This window comes from Microtetraspora glauca (assembly GCF_040656155.1).
In the GTDB taxonomy this organism is placed as follows: domain Bacteria; phylum Actinomycetota; class Actinomycetes; order Streptosporangiales; family Streptosporangiaceae; genus Microtetraspora; species Microtetraspora glauca.
The window spans coordinates 115,236-138,967 of the sequence record NZ_JBFALK010000013.1; the positions used below are offsets into that span (position 1 = coordinate 115,236).

Annotated in this window: 20 protein-coding genes, 1 tRNA gene and 1 pseudogene; 12 read left to right on the forward strand and 10 right to left on the reverse strand. The window is 69.2% G+C overall.

Going from position 1 to position 23,732, the window contains the following annotated elements; translation table 11 throughout:
* The first annotated feature begins 226 nt into the window (after positions 1-226).
* The 5 genes from gyrB to AB0I59_RS23520 all read left to right on the forward strand — a co-directional run bounded on the left by gyrB (position 227) and on the right by AB0I59_RS23520 (position 6,660).
* Positions 227-2,170 carry a DNA topoisomerase (ATP-hydrolyzing) subunit B gene (gene gyrB, locus AB0I59_RS23500; protein ID WP_082776918.1) on the forward strand — a complete coding sequence of 648 codons (1,944 nt, stop codon included), beginning with the start codon at positions 227-229 and terminating at the stop codon, positions 2,168-2,170.
* 13 nt (positions 2,171-2,183) lie between these two features.
* A complete protein-coding gene (gene gyrA, locus AB0I59_RS23505) occupies positions 2,184-4,685 on the forward strand; it encodes a DNA gyrase subunit A (RefSeq protein ID WP_061256064.1) in 2,502 nt (833 codons plus the stop codon).
* Entirely contained in the window at positions 4,682-5,602 is a 921-nt protein-coding gene (locus AB0I59_RS23510) for a DUF3566 domain-containing protein (RefSeq protein WP_358136000.1), read from the forward strand. Before gyrA ends, AB0I59_RS23510 begins: the two co-directional genes overlap by 4 nt.
* Before the next feature lie 142 nt (positions 5,603-5,744).
* Positions 5,745-5,821: transfer RNA gene (locus AB0I59_RS23515), tRNA-Ile, on the forward strand.
* A gap of 101 nt (positions 5,822-5,922) precedes the next feature.
* Entirely contained in the window at positions 5,923-6,660 is a 738-nt protein-coding gene (locus tag AB0I59_RS23520) for a hypothetical protein (RefSeq protein ID WP_358136003.1), read from the forward strand.
* A gap of 6 nt (positions 6,661-6,666) precedes the next feature.
* Here the strand turns inward: AB0I59_RS23520 and AB0I59_RS23525 are convergent, their stop codons facing one another.
* From AB0I59_RS23525 to AB0I59_RS23535, 3 genes are all read right to left on the reverse strand, one after another.
* A complete protein-coding gene (locus AB0I59_RS23525) occupies positions 6,667-7,173 on the reverse strand; it encodes a replication initiator (protein ID WP_358136236.1) in 507 nt (168 codons plus the stop codon).
* 371 nt (positions 7,174-7,544) lie between these two features.
* A protein-coding gene (locus AB0I59_RS23530) for an IS5 family transposase (protein ID WP_358136006.1) occupies positions 7,545-8,383 on the reverse strand; the annotation gives its coding sequence in 2 pieces (ribosomal slippage) (positions 7,545-7,993 and positions 7,993-8,383; 840 coding nt in all).
* A gap of 98 nt (positions 8,384-8,481) precedes the next feature.
* Positions 8,482-9,054 (reverse strand): hypothetical protein, encoded by a 573-nt coding sequence (locus AB0I59_RS23535; protein WP_358136009.1) that lies wholly within the window; start codon positions 9,052-9,054, stop codon positions 8,482-8,484.
* 633 nt (positions 9,055-9,687) lie between these two features.
* On the opposite strand from AB0I59_RS23535, the pseudogene AB0I59_RS42130 reads away from it, so the two are divergent.
* Positions 9,688-9,840 (forward strand): annotated as a pseudogene (locus AB0I59_RS42130) (IS5/IS1182 family transposase); the annotation flags it as partial.
* On the opposite strand, the gene AB0I59_RS23545 reads toward AB0I59_RS42130, so the two are convergent.
* Positions 9,783-10,646, reverse strand: coding sequence for a helix-turn-helix domain-containing protein (locus tag AB0I59_RS23545; protein WP_435831047.1), 864 nt, complete (start codon positions 10,644-10,646; stop codon positions 9,783-9,785). The pseudogene AB0I59_RS42130 and the gene AB0I59_RS23545 sit on opposite strands and share 58 nt — an antisense overlap.
* A 160-nt stretch (positions 10,647-10,806) precedes the next feature.
* On the opposite strand from AB0I59_RS23545, the gene AB0I59_RS23550 reads away from it, so the two are divergent.
* Positions 10,807-11,532 (forward strand): alpha/beta fold hydrolase, encoded by a 726-nt coding sequence (locus tag AB0I59_RS23550; RefSeq protein ID WP_358136012.1) that lies wholly within the window; start codon positions 10,807-10,809, stop codon positions 11,530-11,532.
* A gap of 207 nt (positions 11,533-11,739) precedes the next feature.
* On the opposite strand, the gene AB0I59_RS23555 is transcribed toward AB0I59_RS23550, so the two are convergent.
* On the reverse strand, positions 11,740-12,699 hold the full coding sequence (locus tag AB0I59_RS23555; RefSeq protein WP_358136015.1) for a helix-turn-helix transcriptional regulator: 960 nt from the start codon (positions 12,697-12,699) through the stop codon (positions 11,740-11,742).
* A 144-nt stretch (positions 12,700-12,843) separates the two neighbouring features.
* Here AB0I59_RS23555 and AB0I59_RS23560 point away from each other — a divergent pair, with 144 nt between their 5' ends.
* The 3 genes from AB0I59_RS23560 to AB0I59_RS23570 all read left to right on the forward strand — a co-directional run bounded on the left by AB0I59_RS23560 (position 12,844) and on the right by AB0I59_RS23570 (position 15,571).
* A complete protein-coding gene (locus tag AB0I59_RS23560; protein WP_061256050.1) occupies positions 12,844-13,281 on the forward strand; it encodes a VOC family protein in 438 nt (145 codons plus the stop codon).
* Between the two features lie 141 nt (positions 13,282-13,422).
* A complete protein-coding gene (locus AB0I59_RS23565) occupies positions 13,423-14,397 on the forward strand; it encodes an RNA polymerase subunit sigma-70 (RefSeq protein ID WP_358136018.1) in 975 nt (324 codons plus the stop codon).
* 67 nt (positions 14,398-14,464) lie between these two features.
* Positions 14,465-15,571, forward strand: coding sequence for a serine hydrolase domain-containing protein (locus AB0I59_RS23570; RefSeq protein ID WP_358136020.1), 1,107 nt, complete (start codon positions 14,465-14,467; stop codon positions 15,569-15,571).
* A 7-nt stretch (positions 15,572-15,578) separates the two neighbouring features.
* On the opposite strand, the gene AB0I59_RS23575 is transcribed toward AB0I59_RS23570, so the two are convergent.
* Entirely contained in the window at positions 15,579-16,271 is a 693-nt protein-coding gene (locus tag AB0I59_RS23575) for a rhodanese-like domain-containing protein (RefSeq protein WP_061256043.1), read from the reverse strand.
* A gap of 355 nt (positions 16,272-16,626) precedes the next feature.
* On the opposite strand from AB0I59_RS23575, the gene AB0I59_RS23580 reads away from it, so the two are divergent.
* Both AB0I59_RS23580 and AB0I59_RS23585 read left to right on the forward strand, forming a co-directional pair.
* Positions 16,627-16,983 (forward strand): DUF3140 domain-containing protein, encoded by a 357-nt coding sequence (locus tag AB0I59_RS23580; RefSeq protein ID WP_061256041.1) that lies wholly within the window; start codon positions 16,627-16,629, stop codon positions 16,981-16,983.
* A 4-nt stretch (positions 16,984-16,987) separates the two neighbouring features.
* Positions 16,988-17,239, forward strand: a complete 252-nt coding sequence (locus AB0I59_RS23585; RefSeq protein ID WP_061256039.1) for a DUF6343 family protein — start codon at positions 16,988-16,990, stop codon at positions 17,237-17,239.
* On the opposite strand, the gene AB0I59_RS23590 is transcribed toward AB0I59_RS23585, so the two are convergent.
* The 4 genes from AB0I59_RS23590 to AB0I59_RS23605 all read right to left on the reverse strand — a co-directional run bounded on the left by AB0I59_RS23590 (position 17,211) and on the right by AB0I59_RS23605 (position 23,453).
* On the reverse strand, positions 17,211-17,555 hold the full coding sequence (locus tag AB0I59_RS23590; protein ID WP_061256037.1) for a hypothetical protein: 345 nt from the start codon (positions 17,553-17,555) through the stop codon (positions 17,211-17,213). The two genes, AB0I59_RS23585 and AB0I59_RS23590, sit on opposite strands and share 29 nt — an antisense overlap.
* A gap of 95 nt (positions 17,556-17,650) precedes the next feature.
* On the reverse strand, positions 17,651-19,000 hold the full coding sequence (locus AB0I59_RS23595; RefSeq protein ID WP_358136026.1) for an alpha-lytic protease prodomain-containing protein: 1,350 nt from the start codon (positions 18,998-19,000) through the stop codon (positions 17,651-17,653).
* A gap of 88 nt (positions 19,001-19,088) precedes the next feature.
* Entirely contained in the window at positions 19,089-20,048 is a 960-nt protein-coding gene (locus AB0I59_RS23600; RefSeq protein ID WP_358136029.1) for a LysR family transcriptional regulator, read from the reverse strand.
* A gap of 147 nt (positions 20,049-20,195) precedes the next feature.
* The gene (locus AB0I59_RS23605) at positions 20,196-23,453 is read right to left on the reverse strand and encodes a M28 family peptidase (protein WP_358136032.1); all 3,258 of its coding nucleotides are present in this window, start codon (positions 23,451-23,453) and stop codon (positions 20,196-20,198) included.
* Between the last annotated feature and the right edge of the window lie 279 nt (positions 23,454-23,732).

The following is a 23,732-nucleotide window of genomic DNA, read 5'->3' on the forward strand; positions in this document are numbered from 1 at the left end:
CGTCGCGCTAGGGGGCATCACAGCGGCCGTCATTGCCACATAAGTGCTCCGAGAGCAGTAGAATGGACGCGGACTCAAGGACACGGTCCGCTTGCGCGTCACCCCGGTTCGAGGCCGGTTTCCTCTGGGTGATCGCACGGGGCTTACTCACGACGGTGACGGGCACGGCAGGGGCAGCCAGCAGGGGTCTCGCTCGCCACGTGTCCTCGGCAGGAGGATTTCGCACTTGTCCTACGACGCTAGCTCTATCACCGTTCTCGAAGGTCTGGAAGCGGTCCGCAAGCGCCCCGGCATGTACATCGGCTCGACGGGCGAGCGCGGTCTCCATCACCTGGTCTACGAAGTTGTGGACAACTCGGTCGACGAGGCCCTGGCGGGGTACTGCGACACCATCGAGGTGACGCTCCTCGCGGACAACGGGGTCAGGGTCGTCGACAACGGCCGTGGCATCCCCGTCGGTGAACACCCTGTGGAAAAGCGGCCCGCGGTCGAGCTCGTTCTCACCACGCTGCACGCCGGTGGCAAGTTCGACAGCCAGTCGTACGCCGTCTCCGGCGGTCTGCACGGCGTCGGCGTGTCCGTGGTGAACGCGCTGTCCACGCGGCTCGACGTGGAGATCCGCACGGACGGCTACTACTGGACCCAGACATACGAGCAGTCCAAGCCGACCGCCCCGCTGCACAAGGGCGAGCCGACCGACAGCACCGGAACCTCGGTCACGTTCTGGGCCGACGACGAGATCTTCGAGACGACCACCTGGAACTTCGAGACGCTCTCGCGCCGGTTCCAGGAGACGGCCTTCCTCAACAAGGGCCTGACGATCATCATCAGGGACGAGCGGCCGGACCACATCGACGGCGAGCCGGTCGTCGCGACCTACCACTACGAGGGCGGTCTGACCGACTTCGTCGGCTACCTCAACAAGAAGAAGGAGCCCATCCACGGCTCCGTCATCGACTTCGAGGAGCACGGCGACGGCATCTCGGTCGAGATCGCCATGCAGTGGAACGCCTCGTACTCCGAGTCGGTCTACACCTTCGCCAACATGATCAACACTGCCGAGGGCGGCACCCACGAGGAAGGCTTTCGCGCGGCGCTGACGAGCATCGTCAACCGTTACGCGCGCGAGCAGAAGTTCCTCAAGGAGGGCAAGGACGACAACCTCACCGGTGACGACATCCGTGAGGGACTCACCGCGATCATCTCGGTGAAGCTCGCCGACCCGCAGTTCGAGGGTCAGACCAAGGCCAAGCTCGGCAACACCGAGGCCAAGTCGTTCGTGCAGAAGGCATGCAACGACCACCTGCGCGACTGGTTCGAGCGCAACCCCGGCGAGGCGAAGGACATCATCGGCAAGTCGCTCCAGGCCTCACGCGCGCGCATCGCCGCGCGCCAGGCTCGTGACCTCACGCGGCGCAAGTCGCTGCTGGAGAGCGGGAGCGGCCTGCCGGGCAAGCTGGCCGACTGCCAGTGGTCCGAGCCGGAGAAGTGCGAGCTGTACATCGTCGAGGGTGACTCGGCCGGCGGCTCCGCCAAGGGCGGACGGGATCCGAAATTCCAGGCGATCCTGCCCCTCCGCGGCAAGATCCTCAACGTCGAGAAGGCACGCATCGACAGGGTCCTCAAGAACAACGAGGTCCAGGCGATGATCACCGCGCTCGGCACCGGTGTGCACGACGAGTTCGACATCACCAAGCTCCGCTATCACAAGCTCATCCTGATGGCCGACGCCGACGTCGACGGCCAGCACATCACCACCCTGCTGCTGACGTTGCTGTTCCGCTTCATGCGGCCGCTGATCGAGGCAGGGCACGTCTATCTCTCCCAGCCTCCGCTCTACAAGATCAAGTGGGACCGTAAGGGCGAGGACGCGTCGTACGCGTTCTCCGACCGGGAGCGCGACGCGATCATCGAGGACGGCATCGCGCGCGGCAAGCGCGACCCGCGCATGCACGACGGCGTCCAGCGCTTCAAGGGTCTCGGCGAGATGAACGCCGCGCAGCTGTGGGACACCACCATGAACCCGCACTCCCGGATCCTCCTCCAGGTGACGCTCGACGACGCCGCACAGGCGGACGAGCTGTTCACCGTGCTGATGGGCGAGGACGTGGAAGCCCGCAGGAACTTCATCATCCGCAACGCCCGTGACGTCCGCTTCCTCGACGTGTAAGGACTGACTTTTCGTGACGGAAGTGAACACTCCGCCTGGACCGCCCGCCGACCGCATCGAACCGGTCGACATCCAGTCCGAGATGCAGCGCAGCTACATGGACTACGCGATGTCGGTCATCGTGTCGCGTGCCCTGCCCGATGTGCGTGACGGACTGAAGCCGGTGCACCGCCGTGTCCTGTACGCCATGTTCGACGGCGGCTACCGGCCCGACCGCGGATATTTCAAGTGCTCCCGCGTCGTCGGTGACGTCATGGGCTCCTACCACCCGCACGGCGACACGTCGATCTACGACACCGTCGTGCGGCTGGCGCAGCCCTGGTCGCTGCGCTATCCGCTGGTCGACGGCCAGGGCAACTTCGGCTCGCCGGGCAACGACCCGGCCGCCGCGATGCGGTACACCGAGTGCCGCCTCGCGCCGATCGCCATGGAGATGCTCCGGGACATCGACAAGGACACCGTCGACTTCCAGCCCAACTACGACGGGCGTTCCCAGGAGCCGGTCGTCCTGCCGTCGCGGTTCCCGAACCTGCTGGTCAACGGTGCCGCCGGCATCGCGGTCGGCATGGCGACGAACATCCCCCCGCACAACCTGCGCGAGGTCGCCGCAGGGGTGAAGTGGTGCCTGGAGAACCCCGAGGCGAGCGAGGAGGAGCTGCTCGAAGCCCTCGTCGCCCGGGTGAAGGGGCCCGACTTCCCGACCGGTGCGCTGATCGTCGGCCGTAGGGGCATCGACGACGCCTACCGCACCGGCCGCGGCTCGATCACCATGCGGGCGATCGTGGAGGTCGAGGAGGACGCCAAGGGCCGGCAGTGCCTGGTCGTGACGGCCCTGCCGTACCAGGTGAACCCCGACAACCTCGCCCTCACCATCGCGGAGCTGGTCAAGGACGGCCGGATCACCGGCATCGCCGACGTCCGCGACGAGACCTCCTCGCGTACCGGCCAGCGGCTGGTGATCGTGCTCAAGCGCGACGCCGTGGCCAAGGTCGTGCTGAACAACCTGTACAAGCACACCCAGCTGCAGACCACGTTCGGGGCGAACATGATCGCCCTGGTGGACGGGGTGCCGCGCACGCTGCGGCTCGACCAGTTCGTCAAGTACTACGTCGAGCACCAGATCGAGGTCGTCGTCCGGCGGACCAGGTTCCTGCTGCGCAAGGCCGAGGAACGCGCGCACATCCTGCGTGGTCTGCTCCGGGCGCTCGACCGGATGGACGAGGTCATCGCCCTCATCCGGCGGTCCCCGTCGGCGGCCGAGGCCCAGGGCGGCCTGATGACGCTGCTGGAGATCGACCAGGTCCAGGCGCAGGCCATCCTCGACATGCAGCTGCGCAAGCTGGCCGCTCTCGAACGGCAGCAGATCCAGGACGAGTACGACGGCCTGATGGCGCAGATCGCCGACTACCAGAGCATCCTCGCCTCGCCCGAGCGGCAGCGGAGCATCGTCTCCGAGGAGCTCGGCGAGATCGCGGCCAAGTTCGGCGACGAGCGGAAGACCGAGATCATCGCCTACGAGGGCGACATGTCGATCGAGGACCTGATCGCCGAAGAGGACATGGTCGTCACGATCACCCGTGGCGGGTACGCGAAGCGCACCAACATGGACCTCTATCGCGCGCAGAAGCGCGGCGGCAAGGGCGTCAGGGGCGCGCAGTTGCGCCAGGACGACATCGTCGAGCACTTCTTCGTGACCACCACGCACCACTGGCTGCTCGCCTTCACCAACAAGGGGCGGGTCTACCGGGTCAAGGCGTACGAGCTGCCGGACTCGGGCCGGGACGCGCGCGGGCAGCACCTGGCGAACCTGCTCGCCATGCAGCCCGACGAGCACGTCATGGAGATCCTCGACCTCCGTGACTACGACGTGGCGCCGTACCTGGTGCTGGCCACGCGCAGCGGTCTGGTGAAGAAGACCCGGCTCTCCGAGTACGACTCGCCGCGCTCCGGTGGTCTCATCGCGATCAACCTGCGCGACGACGACGAGGTGATCGCGGCCCGGCTCGTCTCCGAAGACGACGACCTGCTCCTCGTCTCCAAGGGCGCGCAGTCGATCCGGTTCACCGCCTCCGACGAGGCGCTCCGCCCGATGGGCCGCGCCACCAGCGGTGTGATCGGCATGCGGTTCCTCGACGGTGACGAACTCCTCGCGATGAACGTCATCGGCGACGGCGACGATGTGCTGGTCGCGACCGAGGGCGGCTATGCAAAGCGCACGCCAGCGAGTCAATATCCGGTTCAGGGCCGTGGCGGCAAGGGCGTGCTTACGGCGAAAATCGTCAGCGCTCGTGGCAAGCTGGTCGGAGCCGTCATGGTTCGTCCTGAGGATGAGGTTTTCGCGATCACCTCTGCCGGTGGGGTGATCCGGACCAGTGCCGGTGAGATCAAGCAGTCCGGCCGGCAGACCATGGGTGTGCGCCTGATGAACCTCGCCGAAGGCGACAGCGTCGTGGCCCTTGCTCGGAATGCCGAGTCGTTGGAGACCGAGGAAAACGGGGCAGGAGACGAGGCATGAGCAACTCCAGCGGCGGGAACGCGGCCGGCGCGCCCAAGAAGAAGCCGGGAGGCGCCCGTCCCGCATCTTCTCCGATGCGGGATCAGGTGACCGAGCGGGTCGGCGAAAGCGGTAGCGTCGCTGGGGTGGCGCGCGATGCTGATGATGTGACACCTCCCGGCAAGGACAACAAATCCGGGGACACCGTCCGCGTCCGGCCCGCTGGGCCGGACGCGTCGTGGAAGCCGTCCGGTGACGGCGCTCCGCGTCCCGGCGGCAATCCCGGCGGCGGTAACCCCGTCGGTAAGCCCGGCGGCAATCCCGGCGGCCCGCAGCGTCCCGGTGGCAATCCGGGACCGGGCGGCCCCGGCGCCAACGGCCCCGGTAACTCCTCCTCAGGTAGGCAGGTGGCCGGCCCCGGGCCGACCGCCGCCTACCCCCGGCCTTCCATGGGCGCCCCGCCGAAGCCGGGAGCCGGTGCGGCCACCGCGGCCGGCGGCTCCGAGCCGGTCGTGCGGACCGACCCGGCTCCGGACAAGCCCGGCATCCGCGCCCCGCGCAAGGCCCACCTGGTGCTGCGCCGGGTGGAGCCGTGGTCGGCGATGAAGTTCAGCTTCGTCCTGTCGCTGGTCTGCTTCGTGGTGCTGTTCGTCGCCGTGGCCGTGCTGTACGGCGTGCTCTCGGCGCTCGGCGTCTTCGACACCATCACCGACGCCGTCACCCAGTTGACGTCCGGAGACGGCGGCAAGGCGACGAGTGATCTCGCCCAGAGCATCGACGCCTGGTTCGACCCCGTCCGCATCCTCGGCTACACGGCCCTGCTCGGTGCGGTCAACGTCGTCCTCATCACCGCGCTGTCCACCCTGGGCGCCGTCATCTACAACCTGTCGTCTTCGCTGGTCGGTGGCATCGAGGTCACCTTCAGCGAGGCCGAATAGCCCGCGGTACGGCCGCCGCCCCGGCGGTGGCCGTACTGACCGGAGGCGCGAGCAGCCTTCGAAACACGGTAAGCTTTTCCTCGTTCGAGCAACGGAATTCGCCTCCGTCCAGCGGATGCGGTAACGTTCGTGGCGCGTGCAAGGGGCTATAGCTCAGTCGGTTAGAGCGCTTCCCTGATAAGGAAGAGGTCCCAGGTTCAAGTCCTGGTAGCCCCACCACAGTTCACAGGCCGTTTTCCGATCGTCGGAGAACGGCCTTTTTGATCTCTGCGTGCCTAACTGCGTGACTAATGCTCTCAATAGCAGCGGTGAGGAGAGACATGGTCGGCCTTCCGAAGGACCGACCTGAGCTTGATGGCTCCCCAACCGGGAGCGAGATCACCGAGACAAACGGGCCTCAGCCCCAGCACGTGACACGACATGTGTTCCTTGAAGACAGCGCTACTGCCGAGGAATCCATGGTCATCGACGGTCGAGGTATCGATGGCAGCGCAACCATCCGCGTGTTCCGCAGCGGCGTCGATGGACGAACCGCGAGCGCGGACGTCGATACGAACGGGCTGCTTCTTGATCGTATCGGGGGCAGGGCCTCTCAAAAGGAATATAGGGAACTGCGCGCGGCTCAAGGTCTCCTGCGTCGGCTCAACCAGTTCGGACAGAACTGGCGCGATCCCGAGGTGCTGAGCGCGGGTGCTCGGGATGAGCGGGGCGTGGACTGCATTGCCCATAACGACGCTGGGCAGAGTTTCATGATCCAAGTCACCACGGTAGAGAGAGTGGCGTGGGCTGTGCTGGCACGCCAGCCCTCTTTGGAGCGGATCCGCACTCAAGCAGAGGCCGTCGAGGAGATCCGAGACGCTATCGGAGCCAAGAGAACTCGCGCTGATCGAAGCGTGATCCTTGTCCTGGACGCCACCGACAGCGTGGGAGGCGCACTGCAACCGGTAGTCAACGCCTTCCGCGAGCAGTATGGCGAGTGGGCGGTCGGCATCGGATTCCAGCAGATCTGGGTTGTTGGTCCCACAGTTGACCTTGTCCATCGTCTAGATAGCCCCTAAGACGGACTACTTGAAGATCTGGTCCATCACCACCGCGCCACCTTGGAGAACGGGCCGGATCTGCTTGCGGTAAACGAGTTCCGTCACGGCCGTACTGCTGTGCCCGACGAGACGCCCCGTCCTACCGGTGCGGTGGGCGTGGACCGGCCCGAACGACGGCGCGGTCAGCGTGACCAGGGCGCGGGGATGCTCGCGCACCGAATCCGGGACTCCCTTGTCTCCCCCGAGCAGACCGGCGCGGATCAGGTGGAAGGTGTCGGCCCGGTACACCTCAGCGCAGGCAGGACAACGCGATGCACGGCGGTTGCCGCAGGCGACCAGGAGAACGCCGCCGATCTCACCGCGGGTGCTGTAGACCTTGCGTTGGATGCCGTCGGCACCGACGTGGGACATCTCCCCACGGACGCGGATCGGCTGGACGCAGCCGCCCAGGCGGGCCAGGTCGCGGTATCGGCGACGAAGCCCGCCCGGAAGGTGATGGAAGTACTCGGCCCGCTGCGGAGCGGGATCCAGAGTGGTTAAGCGGCCACCTCCACCGACGAGCGGTGACGCGCGATCAGACGGGGACGCCGGGCGACGACCGCCGCGACAGCCGAGCGGACGCGGGCGAGGAAGCCGGGCCGCGACTGCGGACGGGGGCGAAGACCTGGAGCCAGGCCGTTCGGACGGAGGAAGGTCTGCGGGAGCTGGTCAGCCTTGGCCTGGTTGCAGGCGTAGCAAGGCGCTGTGATTGTGGAGTGAAGACCTTCGCCGCCTCTGTCCTATCGTGTCAGGGAGGTGGAGCCGGGGGGCAGCCTGATCCGGGTGGTGCCGGGAAGGGCGGGAGCAGCCCTGACAAAGCCGGGACGTGCCGGTACCGGCAGATGGTGCGGGTCTGGTGAGAGCTACTCCGCTGGATGAGCGAGGGTGATGCGCTGCTGACGAGTTGCGGCGCTTCCCCGCGCGAGACGGCGTGCCATACCGCTGATCGCGGCCCATCGGATCATGGCCTCGGCTGTGGCTGGCTGGCGCTCATAGTCCCGGGCCAGGCGGCGGTGGGTGGTCAGCCAGGCCAGCGACCGTTCGACGACCCACCGCCGCTCGATCACCGCGAACCCGATCTGCCCGGGGGCCTTGCGGACGATATGCGGCACGGTCCGCAGCACGCGCTGGGTCCAGTCCACCAGCATCCCGGCGAAGCCGGCGTCGGCGAACACGTACCGGACCGGCGTGACCAGGTACATGCTGAGCAGAGTGGTCTTGGCTCGATCGCGGTCCTGGACGGAGGCGGCCATCACGCAGACGACCAGCAGCAATCCGAGGGTGTCGGTGACGATGAACCGCTTACGCCGTTGACCTTCTTTCCCGCGTCGTAGCCGCGGGACCCGCGGCCGACGGTGTCGGCGCCCTTGACGCTCTGGGAGTCGATGATGCCCGCCGTTGGTTCCTCGGCTCGCCCTTGCGCCGCCCGGACCCGACGCCGCAGCACGGTGAGCATCTGCTCGGTGACCTTGGCTTCTTCCCAGCGGACGAAGTACCAGTACACGGTCTGCCAGGGCGGGAAGTCGACCGGCAACTGCCGCCAGGCGCAACCCGTCCGCACCACATACAAGATGGCGTCCACGATGTCCAGGCGCGGGTGCTTGTCCGGCCTCCCTCCCGTGTTCGGCGCGGGTAGCAGCGGCTCGACCAGCGCCCATTGGGCGTCGGTCAGGTCGGAGGGGTAGCGACGTTCGCGGGGCACCCAGTCATGATCGCGATCTGACGGTGGTCACGGCGGCGAGATGCGCAGACCGCTATCGACCCTTCTCAAACACGCTCTGACAGTGGCGGTGAATATGGTCAAAACGGCACTTTCCAACTGGGGAACAGTGTGAAGTCGACCTCGTAGTCAGCGCCCTGGGCCAGGCGTATCCTTGTCTGCACGGGGCTGGTCAAGGGGTCGAGCTTGATGGGCACCCGGACGAGGCGTTCGTGATCGCTGAAGATGTCGTAGTCCCAGATTTCGATGTAGGCCCAGCCGCCGATGGCCAAGAACACCGGCTTTGTATTCAGCTGGCTTGCGGCTGTATTCCCGATAGCGTTAGTGCCCGACGGGCATGGAGCCCCCTCGGTGCTGAAGCAGTCCTTGGCCTTGGCCGTCATCGTAAACCAGCCGTCCGCGCCTGGGGACCCTTGCTTGGGGAAGACAATGACGTCCCGGGGCATTATCGGGAACGCAGTGGGGCCGACCATCCGCACGTACAAGTCGTCACCTCCGCTCTCCGACGGCTGCCAGGAGGTGACCGTGTTAAGGACGATCTGGACCGAGGGGGCGGTCTCGGCGGAGGCGGCGGCAGCGGTGGCGGGGACGACGATCGGCCCCAGGAGGGCCGCCCCGACGAGGACCCGGAACAGGCTCTTTGAGAGGTTCATGCCGCCATCATCATCATGACCCCTTGTGTCCGTCTTGTACCGACTTAAAGCGACACCTCACACACGCCCGAACCGGCTGTTTAGACAGCGTGCGGCGACTGACGGTTGGATGCGCTCGGCACATTGATGGACAACCATGGACGCTTGTGGACGAAAGGAGACGATCCCGGCAGGTGGAGACGCTATAAGACCAGCTCCTACACCCATCGCCGTTGACTGACAAGAAGCGAGGGCAGGGCACAGTCAGGGCACATAAGCGCGAAAAGCAGCGCGAAACGAAGAGAACCAGCGAACGCTAAAAGCCCAGCTCAACGTACAAGGCAGGCAGTCACCGAAGGTCACCCGCCATGACGGAGCAGATCTCGATGATCTGACATGCACAGCGAGGCCGCAGCCAGCTGAACAAAGGTCTGGTGCGTGACGGACTGCGTGACAACGGTGACGGACAACCTTGGACACGTATGGACGGCGATGGACAGTCACCGCAGGTGAAAAGTCAGGAAGGCCAGTTCGGCCGCCTGTCGTCGTTGCCTGATGAGGAAGAGGTCCCAGGTTCAAGTCCTGGTAGCCCCACCACGAAGCATCAGCTCAGAGGCCAGGTCCCACGATCAGGGATCTGGCTTTTGATCGTTTGTTGGCCATTCGTCAGCGGGTCGGCCCCGACCAGGTGACAGAGATCAATTCGCATCGACGGTCGGTCTCGCCGGCGGCAACCGCGGCGATGTCACTCAGCCCATGCCGCTGCTCGACGGCATCCCGCCGGTGCGGGGCAGGCGGGGCCGGCCGACATACGCGAGGAGCGCCAGCTTGTCGGCACTGTCGGTGCCGGGGTCCGGGTGGAGGACGACGAGCGTCTGACCTGTCGCGCCGCTGACGCCCAATCTCTCCCGGTTCAGCCAGAGGCCACCGACCTGGGGGTGGTCGATGTGCTTGGGTGTGCCTTCACACGTGTTCACGTCGTGGCGGGCCCAGAGCCTGCTGAAGCGAGGGCTGGCGAGGGAGAGTTCGCCGACGAGTTCGATGAATCGGGGGTCGTCCGTGTCGGTGCCGACGGACTCGCGGAAGCCGGCGACCATGCCCTGCGCGGCGTCCTCCCAATCCGGGTAGAGGGCCTGCTCGGCGGGGTCTAGGAACACGTCCCGCAGGCGGTTGCCCCCCGCCACGAGTCGCGGCGACAGAGCGGTCGCCAGCGCGTTGGCGGCGAGGACATCGAAGTAGCGGCCCTCCACGTACGCGGGGAGCGGGAGCGTGACGACGAGCTTGGCGACGCCAGGGGGGACGGTTTCCTTCCGGGGTCGCCGTCGCCGCCGGGGTTTTCCCGCCCCGAGGCGTAGCAGGTAGGCCGTCGCGTCATCGTCGAGCAGCAGCACGCGGGCGAGGGACTCGAGGACCTGCGCGGAGGGGTTGCGGTCGCGGCCCTGTTCCAGGCGCAGGTAGTAGTCGGCGCTGATGCCGGCGAGCATCGCGACCTCCTCCCGGCGCAGGCCCGGCACGCGCCGTACGCCCACGGAGGGGATGCCGGCCTGTTCAGGAGCGACGAGCTCCCGGCGGGCGCGTACGTAATCGCCCAGAAGGTTGGATTCGTCCCTCATGTCCCCACTGTAATTCGCGCACTTTCGTGCGTGCCTGGTCCTGTCACCCCCAGGATCGCGGGGGCTCTGGCTCTGTCAGCGGGTGAGCGGAAACCTCGCTTCCGGGACGAACGCTGGCGAAATCGGCTGGTGGTCCCTTCCGCAAACAAGGAGCTACACCATGTCAACATTTTTGCTCGTACACGGGGCCTGGCACAGCGGGCAATGCTGGGAGCGGGTGGTCCCGTTGCTGGCATCGGCCGGGCATCGGGTGGTCGCGCCGTCGCTGACCGGCTACGGCGACAAGGCGCATCTGCTCGGCCCCGAGGTAGGGCTGGACACGCACGTCGACGACATCGTCAGGCTGATCAACGAGGAGGACCTCACCGACGTGATCCTGGTGGGCCACAGCTACGCCGGGCTGGTCATCTCGTCCGCCGCCAACCGGATCCCGGATCGGATCGCCCATCTGGTCTATCTCGACGCGATGGTCCCGGAGGACGGCGAGAGCGCGGTCGATGTGCATCCCGTGACCCAGGCCCTCATCGACCGCGCCGCGGAGTCCGAGGTCGGCTGGCGGATCCCGCCGATGCCCGAGTTGCCGCCGCCCCTGGGCCTGTTCGGGGTCACCGACCCGGCGGACGTGGCGTGGTTGCGGACGATGTTGTCGGATCAGCCGGTGCTCTGCCTCCGGCAACCGGTCCGGCTGGACAACCCGGCCGTGCGCACGATTCCGCGGACGCACATTCACTGCGTCGCCGGCGTACCGGAGGGCATCAAGCGGCGGCCCGTCCCAGAGATACAGCCCAACGGCAGCCCGGCACAGGTGTGGGAACTGGAGACGGGCCACGACTGCATGATCACCATGCCGGCCGAGCTCACCGAACTGCTGCTCAAGCTCGGCTGACCCGCCCACTCGAGCCGCGTGGGCCGCTTCCGGCAGCCCCTGATAAGGAAGAGGTCCCAGGTTCAAGTCCTGGTAGCCCCACCATCGTTGATCATTCAGAAGGCCGCTTCCCGATCATTGGGAAACGGCCTTTGTGATGTTCGGAGTGGCGCCGCAGCGGATGCTCGACCCGCCGGCACGGTGTCGAGCACGGGCTGACCGGGTCCGTCAGCCGGTCCCGGCCATCGCCGCGAGGCGGCGGGCGAGCAGGGCGGCGGCCTCCCGCAGCTCCGGAGGCTCCAGCACCTCAGCCTCGAAGCCCAGCCGGGCCACGTGCACGGCGATCCGGTCCAGGTCCTCCCCGCCGACGACGAGCACGCACCACCCGTCGCGATCATCCTCGACGCGCCCCACCTGGGGCGGCACCAGCTCCCGAACCCGATCGGGCCGGGCGTGCACCCGCACCCGGGCGAGATACCGGTACGGCGCCTCGGTCACGGACCGCTGCACGTAGGCGACCGGGTCCGGATGCTCCCTCGCCCGGAAGCGCCAGGTCGTCGCCGCCACCTCGCGCATCCGGTCCAGCCGGAAGGTGCGCCAGTCGTCGCGGTCGACGTCCCAGGCCATCAGGTACCAGCGGCGGCCGGTGGCGACCATCCGTACCGGATCGACCGTGCGCTCGCGCTCCCCGCCGTCGCGGCCGGCGTACCGGAACCGCACCCGTACGGCGTCGCGACAGGCCCGCGCGAGTGTCACCAGCAGCTCCGCGTCGATCTCGACTCCGGGGCCGAGCAGGGTCTCGGTGGCGCCGTACACCGCCCGCACCTCGGCGCGCAGCCGGGGCGGCATCACCTGGTCGAGCTTCGCGAGCGCCCGCAATGCCGCCTCGCCCGCCCCGGCGACCGTGCCCCCCGACGCCAGCCGCAGGGACACCGCCGTCGCGATCGCCTCCTCGTCGTCGAGGAGCAGCGGCGGCAGCCGGGTGCCCGCGCCGAGCTGGTAGCCGCCGCCGACGCCCGCCGTCGCGTGCACGGGGTAGCCGAGCGCGCGCAGCCGCTCCACGTCGCGGCGCACCGAGCGGTCGGTGACCCCCAGTTCGGCGGCGAGCTCGGCGGCGGTCCAGGACGGCCGGTGCTGCAGCAGCGCCAGTAACCGCAGCACCCGCTCGGTCGTCGCCTCGACTGTCACGCGCTCATCGTTCCACAGATCGCGGAACGATCCTGTCCGCTATATGCGGCAGGGTGGACACCATGACCGACCAGACCTGGAGCCCCGTGCTCCGCGACCTCCACCCGCACACCCACCAGCAGACCCGGCGGGAGGCGAGCTGAGATGGCCCGCGACGTGCAGATCACCTTTGACTGCGCCGACCCGGCCGGGTTGGCGGCGTTCTGGGCCGAGGCCCTCGGCTATCGGCTGCAGGACCCGCCCGAGGGGTTCGAGTCGTGGGAGCAGGCCCTGGAGGCGATGGGCGTGCCGCCCGAGAGCCGCAACGACGCCTCGGCGGTGGTCGACCCCGAGGGCTCCGGGCCGCGGCTGTTCTTCCAGCGGGTGCCGGAGGGCAAGCAGGCCAAGAACCGCGTGCACCTCGACGTGCGGGCCGCCCCCGGCCTCGTGGGCGACGCGCGGATGGCGGCCATGGAGGCGGAGGCCGAGCGGCTCGTCTCCCACGGCGCCACCCGGCTCCGGCGCTATGAGCCCGCTCCCCCACTCGGCGCCGGTCACATCATCATGGCCGACCCCGAGGGCAACGAGTTCTGCCTCGACTGATCAGCCGCGCGGCGGGCCGGCGAGTCGCCGGCCCCGATGATCGTGCCGGAGGCCCGCCGCGCGGCGCCGGCCACCGCCCGATCTCCGTCACATCCCGCGCGAACCGTACGAACCTGGTTGACTCGGGGGATCGTTGTGCGGGTGGGAACGGATCGAGGGATGGCCGTGGACGGGTTCGGCACGCGGATCGACGAGCATCGGCGTGAGCTGCACGTGCACTGCTATCGGATGCTCGGCTCCTTCGACGAGGCCGAGGATCTGGTGCAGGAGACGTTCCTGCGGGCCTGGCGCGGACGGGACACCCTGCGGGACGAATCCGGCCTGCGCGCCTGGCTGTACCGGATCGCCACCAACACCTGCCTGGACCACCTCAGGGCGCATCCCCGGCAGCCGCAGCCGCGCTCGGCGCCGGTCGTGTCCGATCCCGGGCTCGACGTGCCGGCCTCGGACGCGGTGCCGTGGCTCCAGCCGTACCCTGATGTGCTGCTGGACACGGCCGACGTGGTGATCGACCGCGAGACGATCGAGCTCGCCTTCCTGGTCGCGATCCAGCATCTGCCGCCCCGGCAGCGCGCCGTACTGATCCTGCGCGATGTGCTCGGCTGGTCGGCGCAGGAGACCGCCGAGTCGCTGGACCTGACCGTCGCGGCGGTGAAGAGCGCGCTGCAGCGGGCCAGGCCGACGGTCAAGGAGCACCTGCCGGAGCGGCGGCTGGAGTGGGGCGCCTCCACCGAGCCCACCAGCGAGGAGCGCGCCGTCCTGCAGCGTTACATCGAGGCGGTCGAGCAGGCCGATCCGTCCGTGCTAGCGACGGTGCTCCGGGCCGACGTGTGGCAGACGATGCCGCCCGAGCCGATCTGGATCCTGGGACGGGAGGCGTTCCTGGCGTCGTGGACACCCGCGATGGTGGGCCCGGAGGCGTGGGGCGACTGGCGGCTTCTCCCTGCCTGGGCGAACCGGCAGCCCGCCGCCGCCGCGTATCTCCGCAAGCCCGGCGAATCCGTCTTTTCGCCTTCCTGGCTGGGTGTCCTGCGGGTCGAGGGCGGTCTGGTGACCCAGATCACGACGTACGGGGGCGAGATGGCCGCACGGTTCGGCCTTCCGGCCTCGCTCTGAGGCGCGACCGATTCCTTTTTCGCGCTCCCCTCGTCTCATGAGGGAGTCATCGAGAGAGGAAACCACCATGACCGATCTTCAGCGGGACGTGCAGGCCGTCATCGACGAGCTCGTCGAGTCAGGAGCCGAGCGTGGGGTGCAGGTCGCCGTCTACCGGCGCGGCCAGCTCCTGGTCGACGCCGTGGCGGGCGTCGCCGACCCGGAGACGGGCCGCGCCTTCACGTCCGGCACCCCGGTCTACGCCACCTCGACGGGGAAGGGGGTGACCGCGACCGTCGTCCACGTGCTCGCCGAGCGTGGGGTCCTCGACTACGACACGCCCATCGCGGACGTGTGGCCGGAGTTCGGCGCCCACGGCAAGGAGAAGGCGACCGTACGGCACGCGCTGACGCACGCGACCGGCGTGCCGGGAGTGCCCGTCGGCACCACTCCGGAGGACCTGTGCGACTGGGACGCGATGTGCGCCGCGATCGCCGCCGCCGTGCCGTGGTGGGAGCCGGGCACCCGGTTCGGGTACCACCCCCAGACGTACGGCTACGTCCTCGGAGAGGTCGTACGCCGGGTGACCGGCAGGACGATCTCGCAGGTGCTCCGCGAGGACGTGGCGGGCCCGCTCGGTGTGGCCGGTGAGCTGTTCTTCGGCGTGCCGCGGGACGAGCTCGGCCGGTTGGCCAGGATCGAGGACGCCGGGCCCGCCATGGAGCTCCCCGCCGAGATGCTGGCCGAGATCCCGTTCTTCCGGGTGGTCGACGGGTACACGGCGGCTCCGATGGCGGCGCTTCCCGATGCCGCGTTCAGTAACCGCGCCGACGTGCTGAGCTCCGACATCCCGGCGGGCGCGACGATGACCGCCCGCGCGGTGGCCCGCATGTACGACGCGCTGCTGGGCGGGACGCTGGTCTCCCCTGACCGGCTGCGCGAGCTGTCCTCGGCGGCGGTGACGGGCATGGACGAGGTCACCGGTGCCCCCGCCACCTGGGGGCTGGGGTTCTCGATCGGGCTGACCGAGACGCTCGACGCGCCCACCCTGTTCGGGATGGGCGGCAGCGGCGGAACCGCGGCCTTCGCGGACACCGCCACAGGGACCAGCGTCGGCGTGATGAAGAACCGCGTCTCGGCGGGCGACTTCACCACCGTCGAACGGATCGCCCGGATGGTGCTCCAGGCGAGCTGATCATCGGCTATCCCTGGTCGGGTTCGGATTCGGGGGATCTCACGGCGTCCAGGACGAACAGGCCGACCAGCCTGCCGTCGGGCAGGGTCACGACCATCTGATGGATCTTGGCCCGGTCCATCCGCCTGACCAGGGGTTCCATGTCCTCGCTGAGCCGTACGGTGGTGACGCCGAAGCGCATGGCGTGCTCCGCGGTCGCGCCAGGGGGCACGCCCTTCAGCTCGTCGGGGCCGATGACGCCCTGGACGACGCGGTCTCGGTCGACCACCACGGCGAGTCCGGCCGGGTCGTCGATGATCCGTTCGGCGACCTCGTCGGCCCGGTCGTCGAGGTAGGCGATCACCGGGTCGCGGCGGACGGCCTGCGCGACCAGGACGGCGTGCCCCTCGAAGGGCAGCCCGGCGGAGATCCAGTCCATCTTGCCCTCGGCGTAGTCGAGGACCCGGTCGAAGCCGATCCGTTCGAGGCGGCGGGCGGCGCGCGGGCTCATGTCGCACATCCGGTCATGGCAGTAGACGATCACCGGTCGCGATGCGTCCAGCCAGGTGGCCGACTCCTCGTCGAGTCCCTTCAGCGGCAGGTGCGCCGCGCCCGGGAGGTGCGCCCATTCGTATTCCTCCAGGGGCAGCACCTCGACGAGCTGGGCTCGGTGGTTCGCCAGCAGGTCCTGTACGGTGTCGCGGTCGATCGTGTGCGCCATGAGTCAGCCCTACCCTCCGGCCGGGAAACGGCACTCCTGAGGGGACGTCGGGCGGTTCGGAAAATGACGTTCTCGGGGCGGGAACAATGCCCGGCGGCCGGTGGTTACATGACACGTGGCCGGTGTGCAGGTGTCCCCGGGCCTCACCTAATTTAGCCTTCGCGGACTACCGTTCGGCTGGAGCCGCGTTGTGCCTTTCGCCGAGAGGCGACCCGGCACCGGTTACACACACGTCGAGACCCCGTCAGGAGCGATCCTGGCGGGGTCTCGTCTTGTCCGGCCTCCTCCGGACGCGGGCCGTCGCCCGCATCGGGGCGGCGCTCGCGGGTAGGCGATCCTCGTCGAAGGGGGACACATGACCGAGAGTTCCGACCCCGAGGTGGATCTCCTCTGGGAGGAGTTCCACGAGGTGGTCAACATGACGTCGGCGGAGCTGCGCTCATGGCTGCTCACCTCCGCGTCCGGTGAGAGCGCTTTCCCCGCTGATCCCGACCTGGGCGTCCAGGAACTGGGGCGTGGCGTCCTGCACGTGCTCGGGAAGCGCAAGGGTGATCTGACGGGCGAGGATCTCGAGGTGATGCGCCACGTCGTCGACTTCGTGCGAGGGAAGGTGGCCGGCGCCCCCGCGACGGCGGCCAGGGACGAACGCTGGCGGCACTCCCTGATGTCCGTGGGGCACGATCCGCTCGGGCCCGCCCCGACCGGAGGCTGAGCTCATGTGGGGAAACCGGCGAGGGACCGAACCGACGGAGGCGCGCAGCGCGCTCCGCATCCGGGCGGTGCTGTCCGGTGTGGCGCTGCCCATCGCGCTCGCGGCCACGATCTTCTTCGCGTACGCGGCCGCCGCGACAGGGCTGACGGTCTGGGCCGTGGAGGCCGGCATCGCCGCCTTCATCGCCCTTGTCGCGGCGATCGACCTGCTCGTCGTCTGGTATCGGATCAGGCGTGCTCGACGGCCGCCTCCGTGACCTCGCCGACCGGTTGGCCGCCCGACGCCGCGGCCAGGGGACGCGGACGCCCGACCTCGGCCAGGACCCGCTCGATGCGGTCGGCCGCGGCCGTGATGTCGGCCACCGGGCCGATGGGGGTCTGCCAGGGGAACCAGAACCAGAGGTCGCCCTCCTCGTCGGGGGCGGTGAACACGCTCTCCGCCAGCGCGGGGGCCGCGACGTTGGTCACGTTCAGCGTGGCATGGCCCTCACGGGCCCGCACGCGTACGGCGAAGCGCCGCTGTTCCAGTTCCGAGCCGAGCTTCTCCAGATGGCCGATGGCGTCGATGCTCATGTTGGTCCTCGCTGTTCGAACCGTTGGTGGAACAAGGTGGGTGGCACCGGCCGCCACGGGGGCCGCGACGGCCGGTGCGCGCCGCTTGCGCGGGGTCAGCCGAGCCGCTGCCAGAGGGCGGGAACGTTCGGCGGCTCCCAGCCCGTCTGCGCCGTGTGTCCCTGGAGGCACCGGTAGGAGACGCCGGCGTAGGTCACCTGGGCGCCCGCCGCGTACGCCGTGCCGGCCTGCCAGGAGGTGGAGCCTCCGGTGGGGCTCGGGCTGGGGCTGGGGTTGCCGCCGCCGCCCTCGACCGTCAGGGTGAGCCCGTAGGCCGAGAGGATCTCGCCGACCGGCTGGAAGTAGGTGATGCCGCCGCTGCCGCAGTTGCCGGTTCCGCCGGAGGTGACGCCCTGGGCCTGGTCGCCCGAGATGAAGGAGCCGCCGGAGTCGCCGGGCTCGGCGCAGACGTTGGTGCGGGTCACCTCGTAGACGGTGCCCTCCTGGTACGTGACGCTGCTGTTGCGCTGCTGGACGGTGCCGCAGTGCCAGCCGGTGGTCGATCCGGATCGGCAGACGGAGGCGCCCTCGATCGCCACGGTGGAGCCGCGTACGGGCAGGTTGCTCCCGTTGCTGTACACCCACGGGCGGGAGGTCCAGTTGCTGTTGGCCGCTACCCACGCGTAGTCGTTGCCCGGGAAGGACGAGCCCTGGAAGGTGCCCTGGGCGACCCGGTTGGAGCCGCTGGTGGAGCTCGCCACGGCGCAGTGACCGGCGGTGACGAACCCGTTCGTGGTGCCGCGGGTCACCGGGAAGCCGATCGAGCAGCGGGTGCCGCTGCCGATGTAGTAGGCGTCGCCGCCGCGCAGGTCGTAGAAGGGGCGGGGCCGCTCGGCCGACTTCTCGATCCGGACCAGGGCGCGGTCCGCGCCGCTGGCGGCGACGAACGCCTCGGCCCCGGCCGGCTGGGAGGACAGCACGACGACGCTGTTGCTCCGTACGTCCACATACCAGACGGGTGTCGTGCCGGGCGCCTTGGCGGCGGCCCGGTCGAGGGCCTCCTTGGCGGCGGTCAGCGAGGCCAGGGTGTGCTCGACGACCGTGGCCTCGGCGCCCGCGGCGACGATGGAGGGCACCGCGGCGGCGTCGGTGGTGGCGACCACGAGCGTGGCGGTGGGGCCGTTCAGCCAGGAGCCGGCGAAGTGGTCGGCGAGGCCCGCGCGCAGCGCCGCCTCGGTACGGCCGGCCTGCTGCTCGTTGGCCAGACGGGTTCTGGCCTGTTCCGCGCTGAGTCCGAGGTCGCGCTGCATCGCCTCGGCCACGCCGGGGGGCGGCTGCGGGGCGGACTGCGCGGCGGAGGGTTCGAGGGAGGGGGAGCCGGGTTGCGCGAGCGCCGCGGTGGCGGGGAACGCCAGGGCGGCGAGGGTCAGGACGCATCCCGCGATGACGGAGGGTCTGCGGAGCATGCCGTTTCTCCTTGGGGGGTGGGGAACGCCCTCAAGGTAACGGCCATCACATCGGCCGTGTATCTACCGCTTTTCCCCTGTCCAGGTGTTATGGAATGTCGTGGAACTGCGGATTCGCGGCGAGCCATTCGGCGCATCGGGGGCTGCGTTGTACGGCGTCGGCGTGCGCCGCCATGGCGTGGTCGATCATCATGGCGGCCGCTCGGGCGACGGGGGCGTCGGCGTGCCAGCCGATCCGCTGCCGCCAGTGCAGCGGCGCCCCGGCGAGCGGGACCATGACGATCCCGGGCACGAGCTGGAAGGTCGCCTGGCACAGTACGGCGGCGCGGCCGAGCTGGGCGAGGTGGACGCAGGTGGCCAGATCGGTCTCGTACATCGTGGCCGGAGTGAAGCCGGCCCGGGCGCAGGCGGCGGCGAAGCAGTCGCCGAAGCAGCCGTCTCCGGGGGTGACCGCCCAGCTCTCGTCGGCGAGCTCCGCCAGCTCGACCTCCTCGGCGCCGGCGAGCGGATGGTCCTCGCTGAGCAGGACGAACACCGGCACGGTGCCCACGGTGCTCCACAGCACCGGGTCGCCCGCGGGCGGCGGGCTCTCGCCGCAGGTGCCGACGAGTGCGAAGTCCAGCCGCCCCGTGACCAGCATGTTCGTGAGCTCCCGCGCTGACCACGAGGTGTAGGTGCTCACCGGCGTCTCGGGGCAGTTGGTGGTCAGCCGCGCGACCAGCCCGCCGAGGATCGGCCCGTTGGTGGCGCCCATGCGGAAGGAGGTGATGCCGTCGTAGGTGTTGGCGAACCGCACCGCCTCTTCCTGGAGCTCCCGTACCGCGGGCAGCACCACGCGGGCCCGGCTCAGCACCAGCTCTCCGAGGGGCGTGGGGCGGGCGCCGTAGCGGTCGCGCTCGAACAGGGCGCCGCCGAGCGTGCGCTCGATCCGCTTGAGCTGCGCGGTCAGCGCGGGCTGGGCCAGGCCGAGCAGTGTGGCGGCCTTGGTGATGCTTCCCGCCTCCGCGACCGCGGTCACGATCTTGAGGTGACGCAGCTCGAGATCCATAGCCGGAAAGTACGGCGCTTGTCCTTGTCCGTGCAATCAAGCTATGTCATGAAATTAAGACGTATTTCATTTGGAGCGTGACATTTCGGATTCGGAGAGTGAAGTGGTGGGCGGCTCCCCGCTGCCGCCCACCTGATCACGGCAGGATCAGATCCGCTGCCAGAGAGCGGGGACGATCGGCGGCTCCCAGCCAGGCAGCGCCGTGTGTCCCTGCAGGCATCGGTACTGGACCCCGCCGTAACTCACGACGTCGCCCGCCGCGTACGTGGTGTAGGGCGCCCAGGTGTCGCCCTCACCTCCGCCGACGGTCAGGGTGAACGTCGCCGAGTGGTTGGCCGACGTGCCGGTCCCGTTGAGGTTGATGGTGTACGTGCCCGCCGTGGTGCTCGCCGAGGTGGCGATCGTCACCGCCGAGGACTGGCCCGCCGTGACGGTGGCCGGGCTGAACGAGACGGTGATCCCCGAGGGCGCGTTGGACGACAGCGCGACGCTCTGCGCGCTGCCGCTGGTGACCTGTGTGCTGACGGTCGCGGTGACCGACTGGCCGGGCCGCGCCGAGGCCGACGACGGGTTCACCGAGAGCGAGAAGTCGTTCACCGGAGGAGGCGTGTCCCCCACGGCGAGCTTCCACAGCGCGGCGGCGATGGCGTCGCTGTTCCGGTCGAGCGCGGTCGTGCTGACGTTGGCCGGATACCGGTCGCAGGACGAGTGGTAGCACGAGTCGTACGCCTGGCCCGCCGTGCCGCCCCATTTCTGTGCCTGGGCGGCGGACTTGACGCCCTCCGCGCCGGTGAACAGGCCACCGACCCGAACGCCCGCGTTCTTGAAGGGCGCGTGGTCGCTGCGGCCGTCGGCACCGGTCTCCGGCTCCGTCTGCACGTTGATCGAGGTGAAGTAGTCGGTGAACACCTTCTGCAGGGCGGCGTCGTCCTGGTAGACGAAGTATCCGGCGTTCGGCGAGCCGACCATGTCGAAGTTCAGGTACGACTCGACCCCGGCGGCGCCGCCGTTCTGGACGTAGTACGTCGAGCCGCGCATGCCCTGCTCCTCGGCGCCCCACCAGGCGAACCGTACGTGCTTGGTGAGCGTGGGGTTACGGGAGGCCAGGGTGAGCGCGACCTCCAGCAGCGCGGCCGAGCCGGAGCCGTTGTCGTTGACGCCGGGCCCGGCGGCGACGCTGTCGAGGTGGCCTCCCAGCATCACGGTCGGGCTGCTGGGCCCGCCGGTCCAGTCGGCGATCAGGTTCGCGTGGGTCGCCCCGTTGTAGGTGAAGTTCTGGATCCGTGTGGTGTAACCCACCGCGTCCAGCTTGCCCTTCACGTAGTTCAGCGAGGCGGTGTAGCCGGCCGTCGCGGAGGCACGGCTGCCGCCGTTGGCGGTCGCGATCGATTGGAGCTGGTTCAGGTGCGCGGTGACGTTGTTGACCGCGATGTCCGGCGTGCCGGACGGCGGCGAGCCGACCGTGAGGGAGAACGTCGCCTCCTTCTCCACCGACCCGCCGGTGGCGATCACCGTCACCGGGTAGACGCCGGCCGCGGTGCTCGACGCCGTGCTGAGCGTCAGCGTCGACGACTGGCCCGCCGTGATCGTCGACGGGGCGAAGGTCGCGGTCACGCCGGTCGGCAGCGGGGTACGGGTGCGCAGCGTGAGCGACGGGGCGCTACCGCTGACCACCGCGCTGGTGACCGTGGTGGTCGTCGACTGGCCGGGCTGGACGCTCCCGGAGGCCGGGCTGACCGAGATCGAGAACTGGCCGCCCGAGGAGGTGCAGGTCGGCTCACCGGACTGCGCCGGGACGCTCACCGCGTTCCAGGCGGCCTTGGTCGCGTCGAACTCGGCGCAGCTGCCGGGGAAGAGCGACTTCGCGGCGTTCAGCGTGGCGACCCGCGCCTTCGCGTGCGTCCACGGCACCGTCTTGGTGCCCAGGCCGCCCAGGAAGATCTTGCCGGCCTTCTGGATGCCGATGCCGGTGATCGCCGTGTTGTTGCAGGTCGGGCTGGTCGGCTTGCCATCGCCCGGGTTGCTGCCCTCGGCGAGCAGGTAGAACCAGTGGTTCTGCGGGCCCGCCGCCTTGTGCACCTCGGTGCTCGGGATCGAGGAGCTGTAGCAGTTCGGGTCGCCCAGCGCGCTCGGGTTGTACATGTTGCGGATCGGGCCCGACCCGGTGAGGTTGAGATCCTCGCCGACCAGGTAGTCCGGCTCGTCATAGGTGGCCGGCTCGTTGACGTAGTGCTCGGTCAGCGCGCCGAAGATGTCGCCGGTGGACTCGTTCAGCCCGCCTTCCTCGTTGGCGCTGCTCTGCTGCATGCTGCCGGAGTACTGGAAGATCGCGTGGCCGTACTCGTGGGCCACCACGTCGATCGAGGTCGCCTGCTTGCTGTTCGCCGAGTTGTGGCCGAAGTTGGTGTACGACCCGTTCCAGTAGGCGTTGACGTCGTTGAGCCCGACCCGGGCGGGGAACGCGCCCCCGGACCCGTTGAAGCCGCTGCGGCCGAGCCAGTCGCGCAGCATGTTCCATTCCTGCTGTGCGGCGTACAGCGCGTCGACGCAGGCGGTCTCCAGGTTGGTGCCGGACCCGTTGCCCCAGCTGTCGGTGGACTTGGTGTAGGCCGTGCCGGTCTGGCCGCCGCACCGGAGCCCCGGCCGGGTCGTGTCGGTCATCGAGTACGAGCCGGCGGATCCGGAGGTGGCGATCGTCACCTGGCCGTGGTAGTTGCTGCTGCCGGTGCCCTCCCGGACCTCGTCCCAGGAGTCGAAGACCGAGCCGTCAGTGGCGTCGACGTACACGTGCAGGACGCTGGGAGCCTTCTCGCCGCGGCCGGTGACCACGACCTCCCAGGCCAGCCTGGGCCGCTCGCCCGCCGCGTGCACGAGCAGCGTCGGCTCGCCCACGGTGTCGACCCGGGCCAGCTCGGCGCGGGCCTTGGTGGCCGCGGCGTCCGCGGTCACCGTGGTCCGCGGGTCGATCTTCAGGGTGGCCCGCTGGCCGGTCGTCACCGAGTGGACGACCTGGCCCGACCTGTCGGTGGCGACCACGACGTCGCCGCCGTACACCGGCAGGCCCTGGTGCGTGCGCCGGTAGGTCAGGTACTGCAGGCCGTGACCTCCGGCGACGGTCCGGGCGAGCTCGAACGTGTCGTCGGCGGACGTGTGGAGCGCCGCCGCGTCACCGGCGAGCGCGCCTCCCGCGCTGCTGATCGCGCTCCTGCGCTCCTCGGAACTCGGCGGGCTGAAAGCGGGCGTGGGGTCGGGGGCGGAGGCGCCCAGCGCGGATCCGATCGGACTGGATCCGGCTGGGAGGGACGATGTTCGTGCGGCTGAGGCACCGGGGGCGGTCGCCAGCGTGGCGGCGGCCATCGCCGTCGCGAGCACGGCGACGACACCGGGCCTGACCTTGGGATTCACTCTCGTGACTCCTCTTCAGGGGGGTGAGGGGGAGCCCGCGGGCGGGCTGCGTAAAGCTGACACCGAGAGCGGGAGGGCCGGGTACCCTCCAAAAATCCATAGCGCTGCGATATGGAACCGTCCGCGCGGGTTCGTCCGCTGTTCGCCCCGTGCGGTCTCCGCCGTTGGTCCCGGTGTCCTTCTCGGCCGTTCGTCCTGTGCCTTCTCCGCCGTTCGTCCCGTGTCCTTCTGGGCCTCCGGACCCGTGAACGCCGACGTCCCGGCCGCGTTAAATGAAGC